Here is a 17015-nt window from a genome sequence, read left to right on the forward strand (position 1 = left end):
CCCTTCATATGCACTCTCGGAGCGTACCAATGGAATTACTCTGTCCGGCAGGCAGTTTGCCGGCACTGAAAACCGCCGTGGATAACGGGGCCGATGCCGTTTATATCGGTTTCAAGGATGACACCAATGCCCGCCACTTTGCCGGTCTCAACTTTACCGACAGCAAGCTGGAGAAGGCGGTAGATTATGTGCATCAGCATGATCGCAAACTTCATATCGCCATCAATACCTTCGCCCATCCTGGTGCCGATGCTCGCTGGAAGCAGGCGGTCGACCGCGGGGTAGCTCTCGGTGCCGATGCTCTCATCATCGCCGATCTTGCCGTGCTCGATTATGCCAGCCGCCGTTATCCCGACATGGAGCTGCATGTCTCGGTGCAGGCCAGCGCCACCAATGCTGCCGCAATCCGCTTCTATCAGCAGCAGTTCAATGTCAAACGGGTGGTGCTGCCACGGGTGCTCTCCATGCATCAGGTGAAACAGCTGGCCCGCGAGACCGATGTCGGCCTTGAAGTCTTTGCCTTTGGCAGTCTCTGCATCATGGCCGAGGGACGCTGCTACCTCTCCTCCTACATGACCGGCGAAAGCCCCAATACCGTCGGCGCCTGCTCGCCGGCCAAATTCGTGCGCTGGGAAGAGACCCCGAACGGCCTCGAATCACGGCTCAACGAGGTGCTGATCGACCGCTACGGCCCGGGCGAAAATGCCGGCTACCCGACCCTGTGCAAGGGGCGTTTCGAAGTGGATGGCCAGACCTACCACGCGCTGGAGGAGCCCACCAGTCTCAATACCCTGGGCCTCTTGCCCGAGCTGTTCCAGACCGGTATCCAGTCGGTCAAGATTGAGGGTCGTCAGCGCAGCCCTGCCTACGTGGAGCAAGTAACCCGGGTCTGGCGCGCCGCCATCGACGCCTATCAGGCCAATCCCGAGGCCTATCAGGTCAAAGCCGAATGGGATGCCCAGCTCGCCCGTGTTTCCGAAGGTAGCCAGACTACCCTTGGCGCCTATCATCGTCAGTGGCAATAAGGAGCCCCTATCCATGAACTTCTCTCTCGGGCCCCTGCTCTTCTACTGGCCCAAAGCTGATACCGAAGCCTTTTACCGCGCCGCAGCCCAAAGCGAAGCAGATATCGTCTATCTCGGGGAAACTGTCTGCAGCAAGCGACGCGAACTGAAAGTCGATGACTGGATCTCCCTCGCCCGCGAAGTGGCGAGCTCCGGCAAGCAGGTGGTGCTATCGACACTGGCGCTCATCTCTGCCCCCTCCGAGCTGAAAGAGGTGAAACGGCTGGTCGACAATGGCGATCTGATGGTCGAAGCCAACGATCTGGGCACAGTCCAGCTTGCCCATGAAGCGAACCTTCCATTTGTCTGTGGCCCGGCCATCAACGCCTACAATGCCGATGTGTTGCGCATGCTGCTCAAACAGGGGATGAAGCGCTGGGTCATGCCGGTGGAGCTTTCACGGGACTGGCTGGTACAGCTTGAGCAGGATCTGGGGGCGACGCGCCAGCAGTTCGAAGTAGAGGTGTTCGCCTACGGCCACCTGCCGCTCGCCTACTCGGCACGCTGCTTCACCGCCCGCTCTCTCGACAAGCCGAAAGACAACTGCGAACTCGCCTGCATCAACTACCCCACCGGACGGCTGGCCAACAGCCGCGAGGGGCAGCGCGTCTTCAACCTCAACGGTATCCAGACCCAGTCCGGTTACTGCTATAACCTGGGCAATGATCTGGCCGGGATGGCAGGTCTGGTGGATGTGGTACGTCTCTCCCCACAAGGAATGGAGACGCTGGAGATGCTGGCTCGCTTCAAGGCCAACCAGCAAGGTGACGCGCCCCTCCCCCTGCACAAGGGGAGCGAGTGCAACGGCTACTGGCGCCAGATCCCCGGCATGAGCCTGGTGGAATAAACGCAAACCACGCAAAAACAAAAAGGCCTCGCAATGAGGCCTTTTTTACACTTTCACGCTCCCTCAGGAGGGGCGGTCGCTCTTGCTCTGGCCACTCTGGGCGCCGGGAGGCAGCGGCTTGCGTGCCATCAGCTCCAGCTCCAGCAAGGCATAGCGATGCTCGATGAAGTCGTAGACGTTGTTGGAAAGCGCCAGTTTGAAGTAGCTGATCGCCTCCTTGCGGTTGCCCCGACCCAGCTCGTACTTGCCCAGATAGAAGTAGGTTTCGCACAGGCGCTCGGCGAGCTCCCGGTTATCCTTCACCCCTTTGACCACATTGCCCATCAACTCGGTGGCATTCATCTCGCCGGTGTAGAGACGAACCAGATCCCAGTTCCAGGCATCGTCATCGTACTTGTTGAGACGCTCACGCATCCGGCTCATGGCCGCTGCGGGATCGAGTTTCTGCTCGGCCAGATAGAGCCAGATCACCCGATAAGGGTCTTCCGGCTGCGCCTCGTAGAAGCGCTTCATATCGGCGGCTGCCAGCTCCGGGCGATTGCCGTAGTAGAGCGCAATGCCACGGTTCAGGTAGGCATAGTCGTAATCGGGCGCCAGTTCGAGCGCCGAATCGAATGCCTCGTAGGCTTCGTCATAATTCTGCTGTTGCACCAGATAGACGCCGATGAAGTTGTAGGCTTCGGCGAAATCGGGCTTCTCCCGCAAGGCACGGTTGAAATCGAGCCGCGCAAGGGAGCGCAAACCAACGCGATCAAAGACCACTGCACGCTCATAGAACAGCTCGGCACGCTGCTCCGTGGTCAACTCCATCTCGCTGAGCATCTGCCCGAGTCGAGCTAGCGCCAGCTCGCTCTGGTAGGAGACCTGCAAAGGGGTCGCCAACACCAGAGATGCAGGCTGCGGCTTGGGAACCTGAGGGGCATTAACCTGACTGCTACTGCTGCAACCCCACATAGGGAGCAGCAACAGGATACCGAGGAGGTATCCAATCCCTTTCCTGACGTTCAATGAACACTCCGACGCTTACGCTTGACCCCGCATATGGTAAAGGTCAACCGTCGCTTTGTCATGTAGCTCAGCCTATCTCTCTCAAATAAATCAGGATTCGACAGGGTATCCGGCCTCCAGCCAGCCGCGAAAACCACCGTCGACGCTGATCACCTTGCGATAACCCATCTGTTGCAGATTGTCCGCCGCCAGAATGGAGCGAAAACCGCCGCCACAGTAGAGGTAAAGCTCGGTATCGACATCGGGAAAACGGGTCTCGATATCGCGCTCAATCACGCCACGGCCCAAATAGAGGGCGCCGGGCAGATGACCTTTGGCCCACTCGCTCTCTTCCCGCACATCGATCAGATGAAAAGCGCGCCCCTCATCCTGCCAGCGCTTGATCTGGTGAACATCGGTCTCGGCTACGCGGGAGCGGATCCCTTCTACCAGCGCCAGAAAACGGGGATTATGTTGCATGGCAAGCTCCTTTTGTTGAAATCATCTGCGTCAGCATACGACAACAGCGAAAAAGAAAAGAGCGCCTTGTGGCGCTCTTTCGTGGTTTACGGCAGGATTTCCTGTTGATCCGCACCCTCTTTCTCTACCTGGGTTGGCAGCATGTGCTCGCGCTTGACGCCGAGGAACATGGCAAACGCACTCGCCACATAGATGGAGGAGTAGGTACCGAAGGCCACACCGATCACCATAGCCACGGCAAAACCGTGGATCAGCGCGCCGCCCTTGAGCAGCAGCGCCAGCACCACCACGAAGGTGAGGCCGGAGGTGATGATGGTACGACTCAGGGTCTCGGTCATGGAGAGATCCAGGATGTAGTCGGTATCCCCTTTGCGTACCTTGCGGAAGTTCTCCCGCAAGCGGTCGAACACCACGATGGTATCGTTCAGGGAGTAACCCACCAGGGTCATCAATGCCGCCAGTACGGTCAGGTCGAACTCGTACTGGAAGTAGGCAAAGACGCCCAGGGTGATCACCACGTCGTGCACCAGCGAGAGGATGCCGCCCATGGCCAGACGCCATTCAAAGCGCACCGCCACGTAGATCAGGATACAGATGATGGAAGCCAGCATGGCCAGTGCACCATCGGTCGCCAGCTCGTCACCCACGGAGGGACCGACGAACTCGACGCGCTTGAGCACGGCACCGGGATCAAGCAGCTTGGCAGCAGCCAGCACCTCGTTACCCTGCTCCTCTACCTTGACACCCTCTTTCGGGGTCAGGCGGAACAGCACATCACGGCTGGAGCCGAAGTGTTGCAGGCTCGCCCCTTCAATCTTCTGCTCTTCCAGTACCTGGTGCATCTTGTCCAGGCTCACCGACTGCTGGAACCCCACTTCGATGGTGGTACCACCGGTGAAGTCCAGACCCCAGTTCAGGCCCCGATCAAACAGAAAGAAGAGGGCGATCACCATCAGCACGGAAGAGAAGACCACACCCGTTTTGGCATAGCGCATAAACGGGATCGGTTTTTCAAAATGTAGAATCTGAAACATCTCTCTATCCTCAGATGGGCAACTTGTCGATGCGCCGTCCACCCCAAGCCAGGTTGATAATGGCGCGGGAGACCGTGATGGCAGTAAACATGGAGGCGGTCAGACCAATGCCCAGCGTCAGGGCAAAGCCCTTGATGGCGCCAGTACCGATACCGAACAGGATCACACAGGTGATGAGCGAGGTGACGTTGGAGTCGGCGATGGTCGAGAATGCCCGATCAAAGCCCAGATGGATGGCTTGCTGAACCCCGCGGCCGTTGCGGATCTCTTCACGAATACGCTCGTAGATCAGCACGTTGGCATCCACCGCCATACCGAGCGTCAGCACGATACCGGCGATGCCTGGCAGGGTCATGGTTGCCCCCGGGATCATCGACATGATACCGACGATCAGCACCAGGTTCATACAGAGCGCCAGGTTGGCAACCCAGCCGAACGCACGGTAGTAGATCCCCATGAACAGCACGATCACCAGCATGGCCCAGCCGATGGCTTGCATACCGCTGTCGATGTTCTGCTGACCCAGGCTCGGGCCAATGGTGCGCTCTTCCACGATCTGGATCGGGGCGATCAGGGCACCGGCACGCAGCAGCAGCGCTAGGTTGTGGGCTTCGTTGGCGTTGTCGATACCTGTGATGCGGAACTGGCTGCCAAGGCGAGACTGGATGGTGGCGACGTTGATCACCTCCTCCTGCTTGCGGAACTTGCGCTTGCCATCCGGACCCGGCTGACCGACCGGCTTGTACTCGATAAAGACGGTCGCCATCCCTTTACCAACGTTGTCCTTGGTAAAGTTGGCCATCTTGTTGCCACCCTGGCCATCAAGCTTGATGTTGACCTGGGGACGGCTGTACTCGTCGAAACCGGACTGGGCACCCACGATGTGGTCACCGGTCAGGATCACCCGCTTTTGCAGCACGACAGGACGACCATTGCGATCGTTGTAGACCTTGGAGCTCGGCGGTACACGACCGTCGGCCGCAGCCTGAATGTCGGCAGTCTCGTCAACCATGTGGAACTCCAGGGTCGCGGTCGCGCCGAGGATCTCCTTGGCACGGGCGGTATCCTGGATACCGGGCAGCTCAACCACAATGCGCTCGGCGCCTTGCTGTTGTACCAGCGGCTCAGCGACACCCAGCTCGTTGACCCGGTTACGGATGATGGTGATGTTCTGCTCGAGGGCGTACTTCTTCACTTCCTTGATCTTCGCTTCGCTCAGACCGGCCATCAGGATGAATTCATCCCCTTTCTGCTCGGTGGTGAAGGTCAAATCAGGGTTCTGGCGGCGCAGATGGGTGACAGCACGCTCTTGATCCGCTTCGTCACGAAATACCACCTGTACCTTGTCACCGACCCGGCGCACGCCGGAGTAACGGATCTTCTGGGTACGCAGCTCGGAGCGGAAATCCTGCACCATCTGCTCTTGCTGCTTGGTCAGCGCCTCGGCCATGTCCACTTCCATCAGGAAGTGCACACCACCGCGCAGGTCCAGACCCAGCTTGAGCGGGTTGGCACCAATGGCTTCGAGCCAGGCAGGAGTAGAGGGGGCAAGGTTGAGAGCGGTAATGAAGTTGTCACCCAGCTTGTTGGCGACGATATCGCGCGCCTTGAGCTGATCTTCGGTGTTCTTGAAACGGATCAGGATCAGACCGTGCTCGAACGCAGCATGTTTGACCGGGATCTTGGCCTCATCGAGACTCTCTTTCACCAGGTCAAGGGTATCTAGCTTGACTTCGGCACCACGGCTGGCAGAAACCTGCAAGGCCGGGTCTTCGCCGTAAAGATTGGGGGCTGCATATAGAAAACCGATGGCGATCACCACGATCACCATCAGGTATTTCCACAGCGGATAGCGATTCAACACGCTGTGCTCCTTGGGAGATTAAAGGGACTGGATAGAACCCTTGGGCAGAACGGCAGAAACGAAGTCCTTTTTGATGGTGACTTGAGTCTGGTCGTTCAGGGCGATCACCAGGTAATCGCTGTCGGCAGCCACTTTGGCAATCTTGCCAACCAGACCACCGGAGGTGAGCACTTCGTCACCCTTGGAGAGAGAGGTCATCAGATTGCGATGATCTTTGGCGCGCTTGGCCTGGGGACGGTAGATCATGAAATAGAAGATGAGACCGAATACGGCCAGCATGATGATCATTTCCATGCCACCACCCTGTGCCGCCGGAGCTGCGCCTTCTGCATACGCCTTGGAGATAATGCTCATTTAACAACCTCTTATTGATGTAGATTTGAAAACCAGATTATAAATTATTGTTATTTAACGTCATTTACAGCTAACGGAGGCACGGGCTTCCCTTGCCGACGGTAAAACTCTGTTACAAAGTCGTCTAATTTACCCTGCTCGATCGCGTCCCGCAAACCCTGCATAACACGCTGGTAGTAACGCAGGTTATGGATAGTATTCAGACGGGCACCGAGGATCTCGTTGCACTTGTCCAGATGGTGCAAATAGCTGCGGGTGTAGTTCTTGCAGGTGTAGCAATCGCAGTCAGCATCCAGGGTACTGGTGTCGTTGCGATACTTCGCATTGCGGATCTTGACCACGCCATCGGTGGTAAAGAGATGACCGTTGCGGGCGTTGCGGGTCGGCATCACGCAGTCGAACATGTCGATACCGCGGCGAACCCCTTCCACCAGATCTTCCGGCTTGCCCACCCCCATCAGGTAGCGCGGCTTGTCGGCCGGGATTTTCGGGCAGACGTGCTCAAGGATGCGGTGCATGTCCTCTTTGGGCTCACCCACCGCCAGACCACCGACCGCGTAACCGTCAAAGCCGATCTCCAGCAGACCTTCCAGCGATACGTCGCGCAGCGGCTCGTAGACGGAGCCCTGGATGATGCCGAACAGGGCATTCTTGTTGCCAAGAGCGTCGAACTTGTCGCGGGAGCGCTTGGCCCAGCGCAGGGACATCTCCATCGACTTGCGCGCTTCTTCGTAAGTGGCCGGATACGGGGTGCACTCGTCGAAGATCATCACGATGTCGGAGCCCAGATCGTACTGGATCTCCATGGACTTCTCGGGGTCGAGGAAAATCTTCTCGCCATTGATGGGGTGGCGGAAGTGGACGCCCGCCTCGGTGATCTTGCGGATGTCGCCCAGGCTGAATACCTGGAAACCACCGGAGTCGGTCAGGATCGGGCCCTGCCAATTCATGAAGTCATGCAGATCACCATGGGCACGCATCACTTCCTGACCCGGACGCAGCCAGAGGTGGAAGGTGTTGCCAAGCAGGATCTGGGCACCGGTCTCACGCACCTCTTCCGGGGTCATCCCCTTGACGGTGCCGTAGGTACCGACCGGCATAAAGGCCGGAGTCTGCACGGTGCCACGCTCGAATACCAGCTGACCGCGACGGGCACGGCCGTCGGTGGTTTTCAGTTCAAATTTCATTGCTACCTCGATTCAGTCAGAGAAACAGTCTGACAATTAAAGGCCATTCGGCCCGCTATAAAAGGCGAAGCTTATGCCTCGCCCCGGCGACGGGTGACGAACATGGCGTCCCCGTAGCTGAAGAAACGGTACTGCCCGGCCACGGCGGCCTGGTAGGCGGTCATCACGTTATCATACCCGGCGAAGGCGCTGACCAGCATGATCAGGGTCGACTCCGGCAGGTGGAAGTTGGTCACCATGGCATCGACAATCTGGAACTGGTAGCCCGGGAAGATGAATATGTCGGTGTCGCCAAAAAAGGGCGCCAGCGGCTTGCCCTGCGCCAGAGTCACTTTGGCGGCGCTCTCCAGCGAACGGACCGAGGTGGTGCCAACGGCAATCACCCGACCGCCGCGCGCACGGGTAGCGGCAATGGCATCGACCACCTCTTGCGGCACTTCGGCATACTCGGAGTGCATATGGTGATCTTCAATCTTCTCCACCCGCACCGGCTGGAAAGTCCCCGCCCCTACATGCAGGGTGACAAAGGCAGTTTCAACCCCCTTGGCCCGAATTTTCTCAAGCAGCGGCTCGTCAAAGTGCAGACCGGCGGTCGGCGCAGCGACGGCGCCCGGCTTCTGGTTGTAGACCGTCTGGTAGCGCTCCTTGTCGGCATCCTCGTCGGGACGGTCGATATAGGGGGGCAGCGGCATGTGGCCGATGGCCTCCAGGATCTCCAGCACCGGACGGGCGTCGAGGAAATGGATCTCGAACAGGGCATCGTGGCGGGCGCGCATCTCGGCTTCCACACCACCATCCATGATCATCCGGGTGCCCGGCTTGGGCGCCTTGGAGGCCCGCACATGAGCCAGCACGCTGTGCTCGTCCAGAATGCGCTCGACCAGCACCTCCAGCTTGCCGCCGCTGGCCTTCTGGCCAAACATGCGGGCCGGAATGACGCGGGTGTTGTTGAATACCAGCAGGTCGCCCGGGTTGAGCTGGTCCAGCACATCGACAAATTGACCGTGGCGCAGGGCGCCGGTTTGACCGTCGAGCTGCAACAAACGGCTGGCGGTACGCTCCGCCATCGGATAGCGGGCAATCAGCTCGTCTGGCAGATCAAAATGAAAATCGGATACTTGCATCTTTCACCTCGGGGGGAATCGGCGGCTAGTCTAGTTATCCCCATCTTCCAAGGCAACCCAAAAGACCAAAAACCCAAGAGAGACAAGGGGTAGCGGGCAATTTTGTGACCACCAACCGGTTAATGACTCTTTAATGTTTTGTATTGACCCTGATCATGTTTTGCCACCCATGGCTGGGCTAGGGTGGAGACAGGCGGAGAAGAAAAACCAATGCAATCAGGAGGCCTACCATGATGACCATATCCGAAATCATGACGGAACATCCCTTTACCCTGGGGCCGGAGAACAGCGTCAAACAGGCGATGGATCTGATGCAGCAGGAGCGGATCCGCCACATTCCCATCGTTGACGAACACCACCATCTGCAGGGGCTGGTCACCCTCACCGACATCCTGGCCACCCGCGAATCCAAGCTGCTGCTGATAAGCCCGGAGCGGGAGGCGGAGTTTACCGACAGCGTCCACCTTGACGAGATCATGACCCGCCAGGTTGCGAGCGTGGATCCCCATGCCGGCATCAAGGAGGCAGCGCTCTATCTGCAGCGCCACCGGTATGGCTGTCTGCCGGTACTCAAGGGACGCAAGCTCATCGGCATCGTCACCGAGTCGGACTTCATCTCGGTGGCCATCAACCTGCTGGAATTGATGGAAGAGCAGGAGCCACCCACCGATTTTTGACACAACAAACTGTAATTAAATTACAGAAAAAGCGTTTTCAGCAGTAAAAAAGAGCAATAAAGGTGAAAGTGTTTCATTTTGACTGAAAAATTACACCAATTGCTTGCCATGTGATCTCCATCACACTATTATCCCCCTCATGCAATAGTTGCCGAGGGGGAGATGAAGGAGTGTGCACCCATCCTCTTCCTCTCATATGTCTGCAAGTTTGCACACCCCGTAGTTAGTCTTTGCTGTAAAGCATTTGTTTATATAGCCATTCCTTGTTTGATGACCCGGCTTTATCGTTGCGATAGCGCCGGGATTTTTTTATCTGCGCAAAACGCGCAGCCCGCTTGCGCCAGTTCGGGTCGGCTTCTGCTTTCTCCCCCCGCCTTCCCTCTTGCTGCTTGTGCCGCTCTCCTTTGCTCCTGATACAGCTGACAGCGCGATACCCCAGATCGGGCGATATCCTCATGTACTTTCGGCAAACCCTCACTACCTCTTTTTGCCGGGCATCGGGGAGGTATAAATTAAAATCGGGTCATTCTCACCAAACCCATAAATTTGATTTATAGCGACCGATTTGGTCTGCAACCCCCTCTTTGACGGCAGCAAGCGGCCTTGCGAGGGGGATGCCCGACTGTTGCTACCAGCGGCACCGACGATAGGCCACCGCGTATAAATCCAATATACCGATTAAAGCAATTCAATTTTGTGACTTTAATCGATTAGAACATCCTCCTATGATGACTCCATCGAAAGTTAAACGCCTCGTCCGGCACGACTCTGCAAACCCGGACAGGCACATGTATATCACCAAGGAGCAAATCCATGTCTACTTACATCAACACTGAAATCAAGCCGTTCAACGCTACCGCCTACCACAATGGCAAATTCGTTCAGGTGTCTGACGCTGACCTGAAAGGCAAGTGGTCCGTGGTGTTCTTCTACCCGGCTGACTTCACCTTCGTCTGCCCGACCGAGCTGGGCGACCTGGCTGACAACTACGCCGAATTCCAGAAGCTGGGCGTCGAGATCTACGCTGTCTCTACCGACACCCACTTCACCCACAAGGCCTGGCACGACACTTCTGACACCATCCAGAAGATCCAGTACCCGATGATTGGCGACCCCACCGGCACCATCACCCGCAACTTCGGCGTGATGATCGAAGAAGCCGGTCTGGCTGACCGCGGTACCTTCGTCATCGACCCGCAGGGCATCATCCAGATCGTCGAGATCAACGCTGGCGGCATCGGCCGTGACGCACTGGAGCTGCTGCGCAAGGTCAAGGCTGCCCAGTACGTTGCCGCTCACCCGGGTGAAGTATGCCCGGCCAAGTGGAAAGAAGGCGACGCCACCCTGGCCCCGTCCCTAGATCTGGTAGGCAAAATCTAAGCCTCCCCGCTCTGAAGACCGGCCCGTTCAAGGGCCGGTCTTGTTTACGGCCCTCAGAAAAGGCGCCGGTCTGCTTTCTGGCCTGACAAAACGCCGACCCGCAATCACAAGAAGGAATTCGACCATGTTAGATACCAACCTCAAACAGCAACTCAACGGTTACTTGCAGTACATCGTCAATCCCATCGAGATCAGCGTGTCCGGCAATGACAGCGACAAATCCGCCGAACTGCTGGCACTGGCCAGCGAGATCGCCGGGATGTCCCCCAAGATTTCTCTGACCGATGGCACCAATGCCCGCAAGCCTTCCATGAGCGTCGCGCCGCAGGGCCAGGCCCCGCGCGTTCATTTTGCCGGCATCCCCATGGGTCATGAATTTACCTCGCTGGTACTCGCCCTGCTGCAAAGCGGCGGTCACCCCTCCAAGGCCGATGCGGCCGTGCAGGAGCAGATCCGCAATCTCAAGGGTGAGTTCCACTTCGAGACCTATATTTCGCTCTCCTGCCACAACTGCCCGGACGTGGTGCAGGCGCTGAACCTGATGGCGACCCTCAACCCTGGCATCACCCACACCATGATCGATGGAGCCCTGTTCCAGGATGAGGTCAACGAGCGTCAGATCATGGCGGTACCGAACGTCTACCTGAACGGTCAGCCGTTCAGCCAGGGCCGCATTTCGCTGGAAGAGATCGTCGCCAAGCTCGACACCGGCGCCGCCGAGCGCAAAGCTGAGGAGCTGAGCGAAAAAGCACCTTACGACGTGCTGGTCGTCGGTGGTGGCCCGGCTGGCGCCGCCGCCGCCATCTATGCCGCTCGCAAGGGCATTAGCACCGCCATCGTCGCCGAGCGTTTCGGTGGCCAGGTGATGGACACTGTCGGCATCGAGAACTTCATATCCGTGCCCTACACCGAAGGCCCCAAGCTGGCCGCCAGCCTGGAGCAGCACGTCAAGCAGTACGGCGTGGAAGTGATCACCGAGCAGCGCGCTGCCGCCATCAGCCGTGATGGCTACGTCAATGTGGATCTCGCCTCTGGCGCCACCTTGAAAAGCCGCTCGGTCATTCTCGCCACCGGCGCGCGCTGGCGCGACCTGAACGTGCCGGGCGAGCTGGAGTACCGCACCAAGGGCGTGGCCTACTGCCCGCACTGTGACGGCCCCTTCTTCAAGGGCAAGCGGGTTGCGGTGATCGGGGGCGGTAACTCCGGTATCGAGGCGGCCATCGATCTGGCTGGCATCGTCGATCACGTCACCGTGGTGGAGTTCGCCGATACTCTGCGTGCCGACGAGGTATTGCAGAAGAAGGCCCGCTCCATGGCCAACATCGACATCATCATGAGCGCCCGCACCACCGAAGTGATCGGTGATGGCAGCAAGGTGGTGGGCATGGATTACGAAGATCGCACCACCGGCGAGATCAAGCATCTGGCGGTGGCCGGCATCTTCGTCCAGATTGGTCTGGTGCCGAACACCGAGTTCCTCAAGGGGAGCGACGTGGCCCTGACCCGCTTTGGCGAGATCGAGATCGACACCAGGGGCGCTACCTCCCTGCCCGGCGTCTACGCCGCAGGGGACGCCACCACGGTGCCGTTCAAGCAGATCATCATCTCCATGGGCGCCGGAGCGACCGCCGCGCTGGGAGCGTTTGATTACCTCATTCGCAATCCGGCCCCGCAGGCGAGCAAGGCTGACGCAGTCACCGCCTGATAGCCCCGCCAAATGCACAAGCCGACACCCTGCGTGTCGGCTTTTTTGCATCTGTTGCCTCATAAAAAAACCCGCAACAGGTGCGGGTTTTCATCAATCACGCCATCAGCATCATTCGAGCAGGAAAACGGCGTCGATATTGTCAGTAACCGTGATCTGCTGCTGTTGATAGCTGTTGGCAGCCATATCCGCTGCAGGCGCGGCCATCATCGTCTTTACCCTGAGGTTTTGGCTATAGACCGGTATCGGAGATGCGTTGCGATACTCCACGCTATACACCTTGCCCAGCTTCATGCCAAACGCCTTGGCCAGCGACTCGGCCTTGCTCTTGGCATCTTCCACCGCTCCCAGTCTCGCCTGCTCCTTGACGGTTTGCGGCGATTTCAGGCCATATTCGATTTGCGATACTGACTCGAGCCCGGCTTTGAGTGCGGTATCCATCAGCTGGCTCAGCTTGTCGAGCTGGTAAAGCTTGACCGCCAGCTGACGCTGGGCACGGTACCCGAGCAGCTCGGGTTTCTTGTTCTCGGCATATTGATACTCGGGAGAGACCACCAGATTACCGGCCTCCACATCGGAGCGCTTGATGCCCAGCCCTTCAAGCTGACCAAAAAACGCGGCAACCTTGGTATCGACCAGCTGCTTGGCCTTGAGCCCCTGCTTTTCCAGCGCGGTAACCGACACATTGAGCGTCAGCATATCCGGCTCCACCTTCTGCTCAGCGTAACCACTCACCACCAGATGGGGCGCTTGCGGCACTTCAAGGGCAAACAGGGGGGCACTGACAACCAGAGCCGACAGGGTAAGAAGGGGACGCCACATAGAAAAAAGCCTCAATCAACAAGATTGAGGCCATTATGCCCGCAGCAAAGTGAGATTCATATATCGTGCAGTGGCGGGATCTGATCCAGCACCTGATTGGTCAGATCAAGGCTGATGGTGACAACCGGGGCGGACTCCTGCTCTCCCCCTGCAGATGCTGCTGTGTTGCTGACCTGCGCGACCAGCACCTCGTCATCAAAGTGAAACGAATCCCACGACAGAATATGTCCTTGTGGCTGGGAGTGAACCTCTGTCGGTACACTCTCCTCCATTGCCACAGACCAGGGAATAGTCTCGGAGTGCCCCAGCAGATCCTGCAGCTGCGGGGAGTAGAGACTGGCCAGCGAGTACTCCTGCTGACCCAGATCATGCCCTACGAGGATGACGCCATGAGACTCTTCAGCATCCATTGCCGGGGTATAGGTGATCGATGCTGCGGCAAAATCGACACTGAGCGAGCCAGCCACATCACCGGCGTCGTTCTCGATCTCCACGCCATCCAGCTGATCCCCCGCGATCGATGCCTGATAACCAAACTGGCCTGCGCAGGTAATGGTTCCCTGCCCATCCCAGCTATAACGGATACCATCAATGTCGACCCAGTTGAATGACTGCATGACGCCCCTCTCCTCTACTGCTGCTATCTTATCCATCCCTCAGGGGAAAAAACAGGGGCCAGGCAAGCCCGGCCCCAAGACAAGATTACGGATCAACCTTCAGATTGCCCTGATTCAACAGGTCTTCAATGATGGTCTGGTCATTGCGTGTTCCTCCCAGTGTCAGGTCGATGTTGTCAAACTGGATAACGTGGGTCGTACTGCCGCTGCCCGAGCCATCCAGATCGATAGTGAGTGTTGACTTGCCAGTGCCCGGACCTGTGGTGAAGGTGAGATAAGCATCGAGCGAAGTCTTGTTGGCATGTTCGCCGCTGAGCAACTCGCTGATATCCAGCACATCGCCGCCAGTTCCGGTGGTGAAGTCCTTGATGACATCGGTGCCACCCACATCTCCAGCACCCCACTTGAAGGTGTCCTTGCCGGCACCGCCTGTGAGGGTGTCAGACCCGGTCCCGCCAACCAGAATGTCGATACCGTCACCGCCAATCAGGATGTCATTGCCTTTTTGGCCATAGAGCACATCATTCCCATCGCCACCTTCAAGGGTGTCATCACCACCAACCGCACCTTCCTTACCATACTCTGCATGCTGGCTGTAAAGTTCGTTGAGCAATTGCCCACCACTCTTGCCCGGATTGTCTGCTACAAACTCGAACCAGCCGCCATCCGTATTGTCTGCATGAATACTGTCACCAAAAATCACGTCGTTGCCTGCACCGCCCTGCAACAGGTCAGAGCCGACACTAACAGCGGTAAACAGCGATCCCAAGCCACTAGACAGGTCATCAAAGCTGTCTACGGCGAGGTAGTTGTCTGCAGTGTTGTCGATCGCATTGAGGTTATTGCCAAATGATGCACCGGATGGCACCCCAATCCCGACCGCATTAATCACCACATCCGAGGCAGACAGTGCACTCAGGGTCGCTATACCGGTCGCAATCTGCGCAGAATTGGTCCAGCTCCCTGCAGTCGGCTCCCCATCTGTGAGGAAGTAGACATATTTATGATTCGCGGCTGGATCCCCGGTCATCATTGTATTGAGTTGTTTCAAGGCTGCTTCGTAATTAGTGCCTCCACCCGACTGCACTAGATTGCTGACAGCCTGCTGAGCGGCAGAAACGGAGGAGTAGGTACCAACATATTTGCTGTTATCTGCAAACGTACCAATCTCGACTTGCAGTTGCGCAATACCACTGAACTTGGCCAGCAAGTTGTTGATGGCATCTTTCATCAACTGGAATTCCGAGTTGCTGATACTCCCTGACATATCGACCATAAATGTCAGGTTGTAACTACCCGAAGTCACCCCGCCGACATCACCGATCAACACATCTGCCCCGACGCCACCCAATATTGCGCCATCCACATCCGGAGCAAGAAGAGGGTTGGGACGAACGTGATCGTCAATGGCAGTGCTGACCCCAGAACCTGTGTCATTGGCATTGCTACCAACCACCAAGACCGGATTGATAATGGTTAACTTGGCACTGCTGGTATCTCCATCGCCATCTTTAATCTTGTAAGTGACTTCGACAGGCGCCCCCTCTGCCCCCCCTGATGGCGGGGTGAATCGATAGTCACCATCATTTTCAATGTAGAGGGAGCCCTTGTTGGTACCCAATGCAATAGTGAAAGAGGTATTGCTGTTATTGAAGGTGTAGGTTGTTCCGTTGTACTCCACAGAAACCAGCTTGGGCGTACCAAAACCGTCGGCTCCTGCACTGTCATTGGTTGTTACATTGCCATCAATTACCTGTGTCAGGTTGGTCAGTGTTCCCGACAGCTGACCCGCTGTATTGATCACCACCACATTGTTGTTGTGAGCACCACTCGGTGACCACGCGACACTTTGCAGGTCGGCATCAAGTACGCTGGTTGAGCCAATCCCCACGGCATATGCACCATCAATGCCTTTTTGTGTCAGGAAGTTCGTCCAGTCATTGCGCTCTGTGGCGTTAATTGCCTCATCAGCCGAACTGGGCACTCCATCCGAAATGAAAAATACAAAGGTGTTATCAGCGGAAGGCGGTGTCCCATAATTGTCCCTAACCGCTTGCAAAGCATCATCGTAGTCCGTGGAACCGCCAGAAGAGATGCTAGTCAGCTGACCAGTTACCTGATCCTTGGTCAGCCATACCTGACTGCCGACACTCTTGACTGTTGCCGAACTATCAAAATCAACCAGCATCACTTTGACCAGCGAGTTGCCATAGCTGTTCATCAGATTCGTTACAGCATCCTTGATAACCTGCATATTGGTATTACCAATACTGCCTGAGCTATCGATAACCAACACCAGGTTGACTGTGCCATTAGTGCCACTGGTAATGGTATCAGCCACAGCAATCGGACCATCGTCCTTGAAGGCGATATCCAGCCCGCTCGCACTGGTCGCCGTGGTGCTGTCGCCATCACGGTCGGTGACAGTCTGTACCACCTTGATGGCCGCCGCTGACGCCAGCGACACGCTGTCGTCATGGTCACTCGTACTGCTGCCATCCACACCGTGCTCCAGCGCCGCATACTGGGTCACCGTCACCTTGCCGCTGCTGTCTATCAGCACGCTGAAGGCCTTGGTGCCACTGGTGCTACCGCCGGTCCATCCTTCATAACCGTTGGCCACGGCCACCAGTTTGATTTCGCTGGCGCTGCCACTTTGTCCCGCCAGCCACAGGCCGGTGCGGGCTCCCGCTGTCGCACTCAGGCTGTACTGCACGCTGCCTGCGCCATCAGTACCATGCACCGGGGCATTAAACAGACCGCTAATGGCGCTGCTGCTGATGTCGATTGCATCAAACCCGCCGCTTTCATCCAGAGTTGCACCAGCACTGACTGCCGCCTTGGCCGAGGCACTCGGGCCATCGTCCTTGAAG

At 57.4% G+C, this 17015-nt stretch carries 15 protein-coding genes; 5 read left to right on the forward strand and 10 right to left on the reverse strand.

The features are described from left to right. Nucleotides 1–29 precede the first annotated feature (29 nt). Nucleotides 30–1025 carry a ubiquinone anaerobic biosynthesis protein UbiU gene (gene ubiU / locus AACR93_RS17515; protein ID WP_041207411.1) on the forward strand — a complete coding sequence of 332 codons (996 nt, stop codon included), beginning with the start codon at nucleotides 30–32 and terminating at the stop codon, nucleotides 1023–1025. A 13-nt stretch (nucleotides 1026–1038) separates the two neighbouring features. Further along, nucleotides 1039–1911 (forward strand): U32 family peptidase, encoded by an 873-nt coding sequence (locus tag AACR93_RS17520; protein ID WP_043851499.1) that lies wholly within the window; start codon nucleotides 1039–1041, stop codon nucleotides 1909–1911. 63 nt (nucleotides 1912–1974) lie between these two features. Here the strand turns inward: AACR93_RS17520 and nlpI are convergent, their stop codons facing one another. The 7 genes from nlpI to queA all read right to left on the reverse strand — a co-directional run bounded on the left by nlpI (nucleotide 1975) and on the right by queA (nucleotide 8941). Further along, nucleotides 1975–2919, reverse strand: a complete 945-nt coding sequence (gene nlpI, locus AACR93_RS17525) for a lipoprotein NlpI (RefSeq protein WP_280136025.1) — start codon at nucleotides 2917–2919, stop codon at nucleotides 1975–1977. A gap of 90 nt (nucleotides 2920–3009) precedes the next feature. After that, entirely contained in the window at nucleotides 3010–3378 is a 369-nt protein-coding gene (locus AACR93_RS17530; protein WP_033114489.1) for a rhodanese-like domain-containing protein, read from the reverse strand. A gap of 86 nt (nucleotides 3379–3464) precedes the next feature. Next, nucleotides 3465–4412 (reverse strand): protein translocase subunit SecF, encoded by a 948-nt coding sequence (gene secF / locus AACR93_RS17535; RefSeq protein ID WP_033114488.1) that lies wholly within the window; start codon nucleotides 4410–4412, stop codon nucleotides 3465–3467. Between the two features lie 10 nt (nucleotides 4413–4422). Beyond that, nucleotides 4423–6276, reverse strand: a complete 1854-nt coding sequence (secD, locus tag AACR93_RS17540; protein WP_041207408.1) for a protein translocase subunit SecD — start codon at nucleotides 6274–6276, stop codon at nucleotides 4423–4425. An 18-nt stretch (nucleotides 6277–6294) separates the two neighbouring features. After that, on the reverse strand, nucleotides 6295–6630 hold the full coding sequence (gene yajC / locus AACR93_RS17545) for a preprotein translocase subunit YajC (protein ID WP_041207407.1): 336 nt from the start codon (nucleotides 6628–6630) through the stop codon (nucleotides 6295–6297). A gap of 50 nt (nucleotides 6631–6680) precedes the next feature. Beyond that, nucleotides 6681–7817: a tRNA guanosine(34) transglycosylase Tgt gene (tgt, locus tag AACR93_RS17550; RefSeq protein WP_041207406.1), complete on the reverse strand. Its 1137-nt coding sequence runs from the start codon at nucleotides 7815–7817 to the stop codon at nucleotides 6681–6683. Between the two features lie 71 nt (nucleotides 7818–7888). Continuing rightward, the gene (queA, locus tag AACR93_RS17555) at nucleotides 7889–8941 is read right to left on the reverse strand and encodes a tRNA preQ1(34) S-adenosylmethionine ribosyltransferase-isomerase QueA (RefSeq protein WP_042033560.1); all 1053 of its coding nucleotides are present in this window, start codon (nucleotides 8939–8941) and stop codon (nucleotides 7889–7891) included. A 230-nt stretch (nucleotides 8942–9171) separates the two neighbouring features. On the opposite strand from queA, the gene AACR93_RS17560 reads away from it, so the two are divergent. The 3 genes from AACR93_RS17560 to ahpF all read left to right on the forward strand — a co-directional run bounded on the left by AACR93_RS17560 (nucleotide 9172) and on the right by ahpF (nucleotide 12703). Then, entirely contained in the window at nucleotides 9172–9618 is a 447-nt protein-coding gene (locus tag AACR93_RS17560) for a CBS domain-containing protein (protein WP_040066530.1), read from the forward strand. Between the two features lie 813 nt (nucleotides 9619–10431). Beyond that, nucleotides 10432–10998 carry an alkyl hydroperoxide reductase subunit C gene (gene ahpC, locus AACR93_RS17565; protein ID WP_005299724.1) on the forward strand — a complete coding sequence of 189 codons (567 nt, stop codon included), beginning with the start codon at nucleotides 10432–10434 and terminating at the stop codon, nucleotides 10996–10998. A gap of 124 nt (nucleotides 10999–11122) precedes the next feature. Further along, nucleotides 11123–12703, forward strand: a complete 1581-nt coding sequence (ahpF, locus tag AACR93_RS17570) for an alkyl hydroperoxide reductase subunit F (protein WP_043851501.1) — start codon at nucleotides 11123–11125, stop codon at nucleotides 12701–12703. A gap of 111 nt (nucleotides 12704–12814) precedes the next feature. Here ahpF and AACR93_RS17575 read toward each other — a convergent pair whose 3' ends face one another. From AACR93_RS17575 to AACR93_RS17585, 3 genes are all read right to left on the reverse strand, one after another. Then, entirely contained in the window at nucleotides 12815–13525 is a 711-nt protein-coding gene (locus AACR93_RS17575) for an SIMPL domain-containing protein (protein ID WP_043851502.1), read from the reverse strand. 56 nt (nucleotides 13526–13581) lie between these two features. After that, nucleotides 13582–14142 carry a hypothetical protein gene (locus AACR93_RS17580; protein WP_043851503.1) on the reverse strand — a complete coding sequence of 187 codons (561 nt, stop codon included), beginning with the start codon at nucleotides 14140–14142 and terminating at the stop codon, nucleotides 13582–13584. Nucleotides 14143–14227: 85 nt separating this feature from the next. Then, a partial coding sequence (locus AACR93_RS17585; RefSeq protein ID WP_043851504.1) for a VWA domain-containing protein occupies nucleotides 14228–17015 on the reverse strand: 2788 nt, incomplete at its 5' end.

Source organism: Aeromonas sp. L_1B5_3 (assembly GCF_963866575.1).
Classification (GTDB): Bacteria; Pseudomonadota; Gammaproteobacteria; order Enterobacterales; family Aeromonadaceae; genus Aeromonas; species Aeromonas jandaei.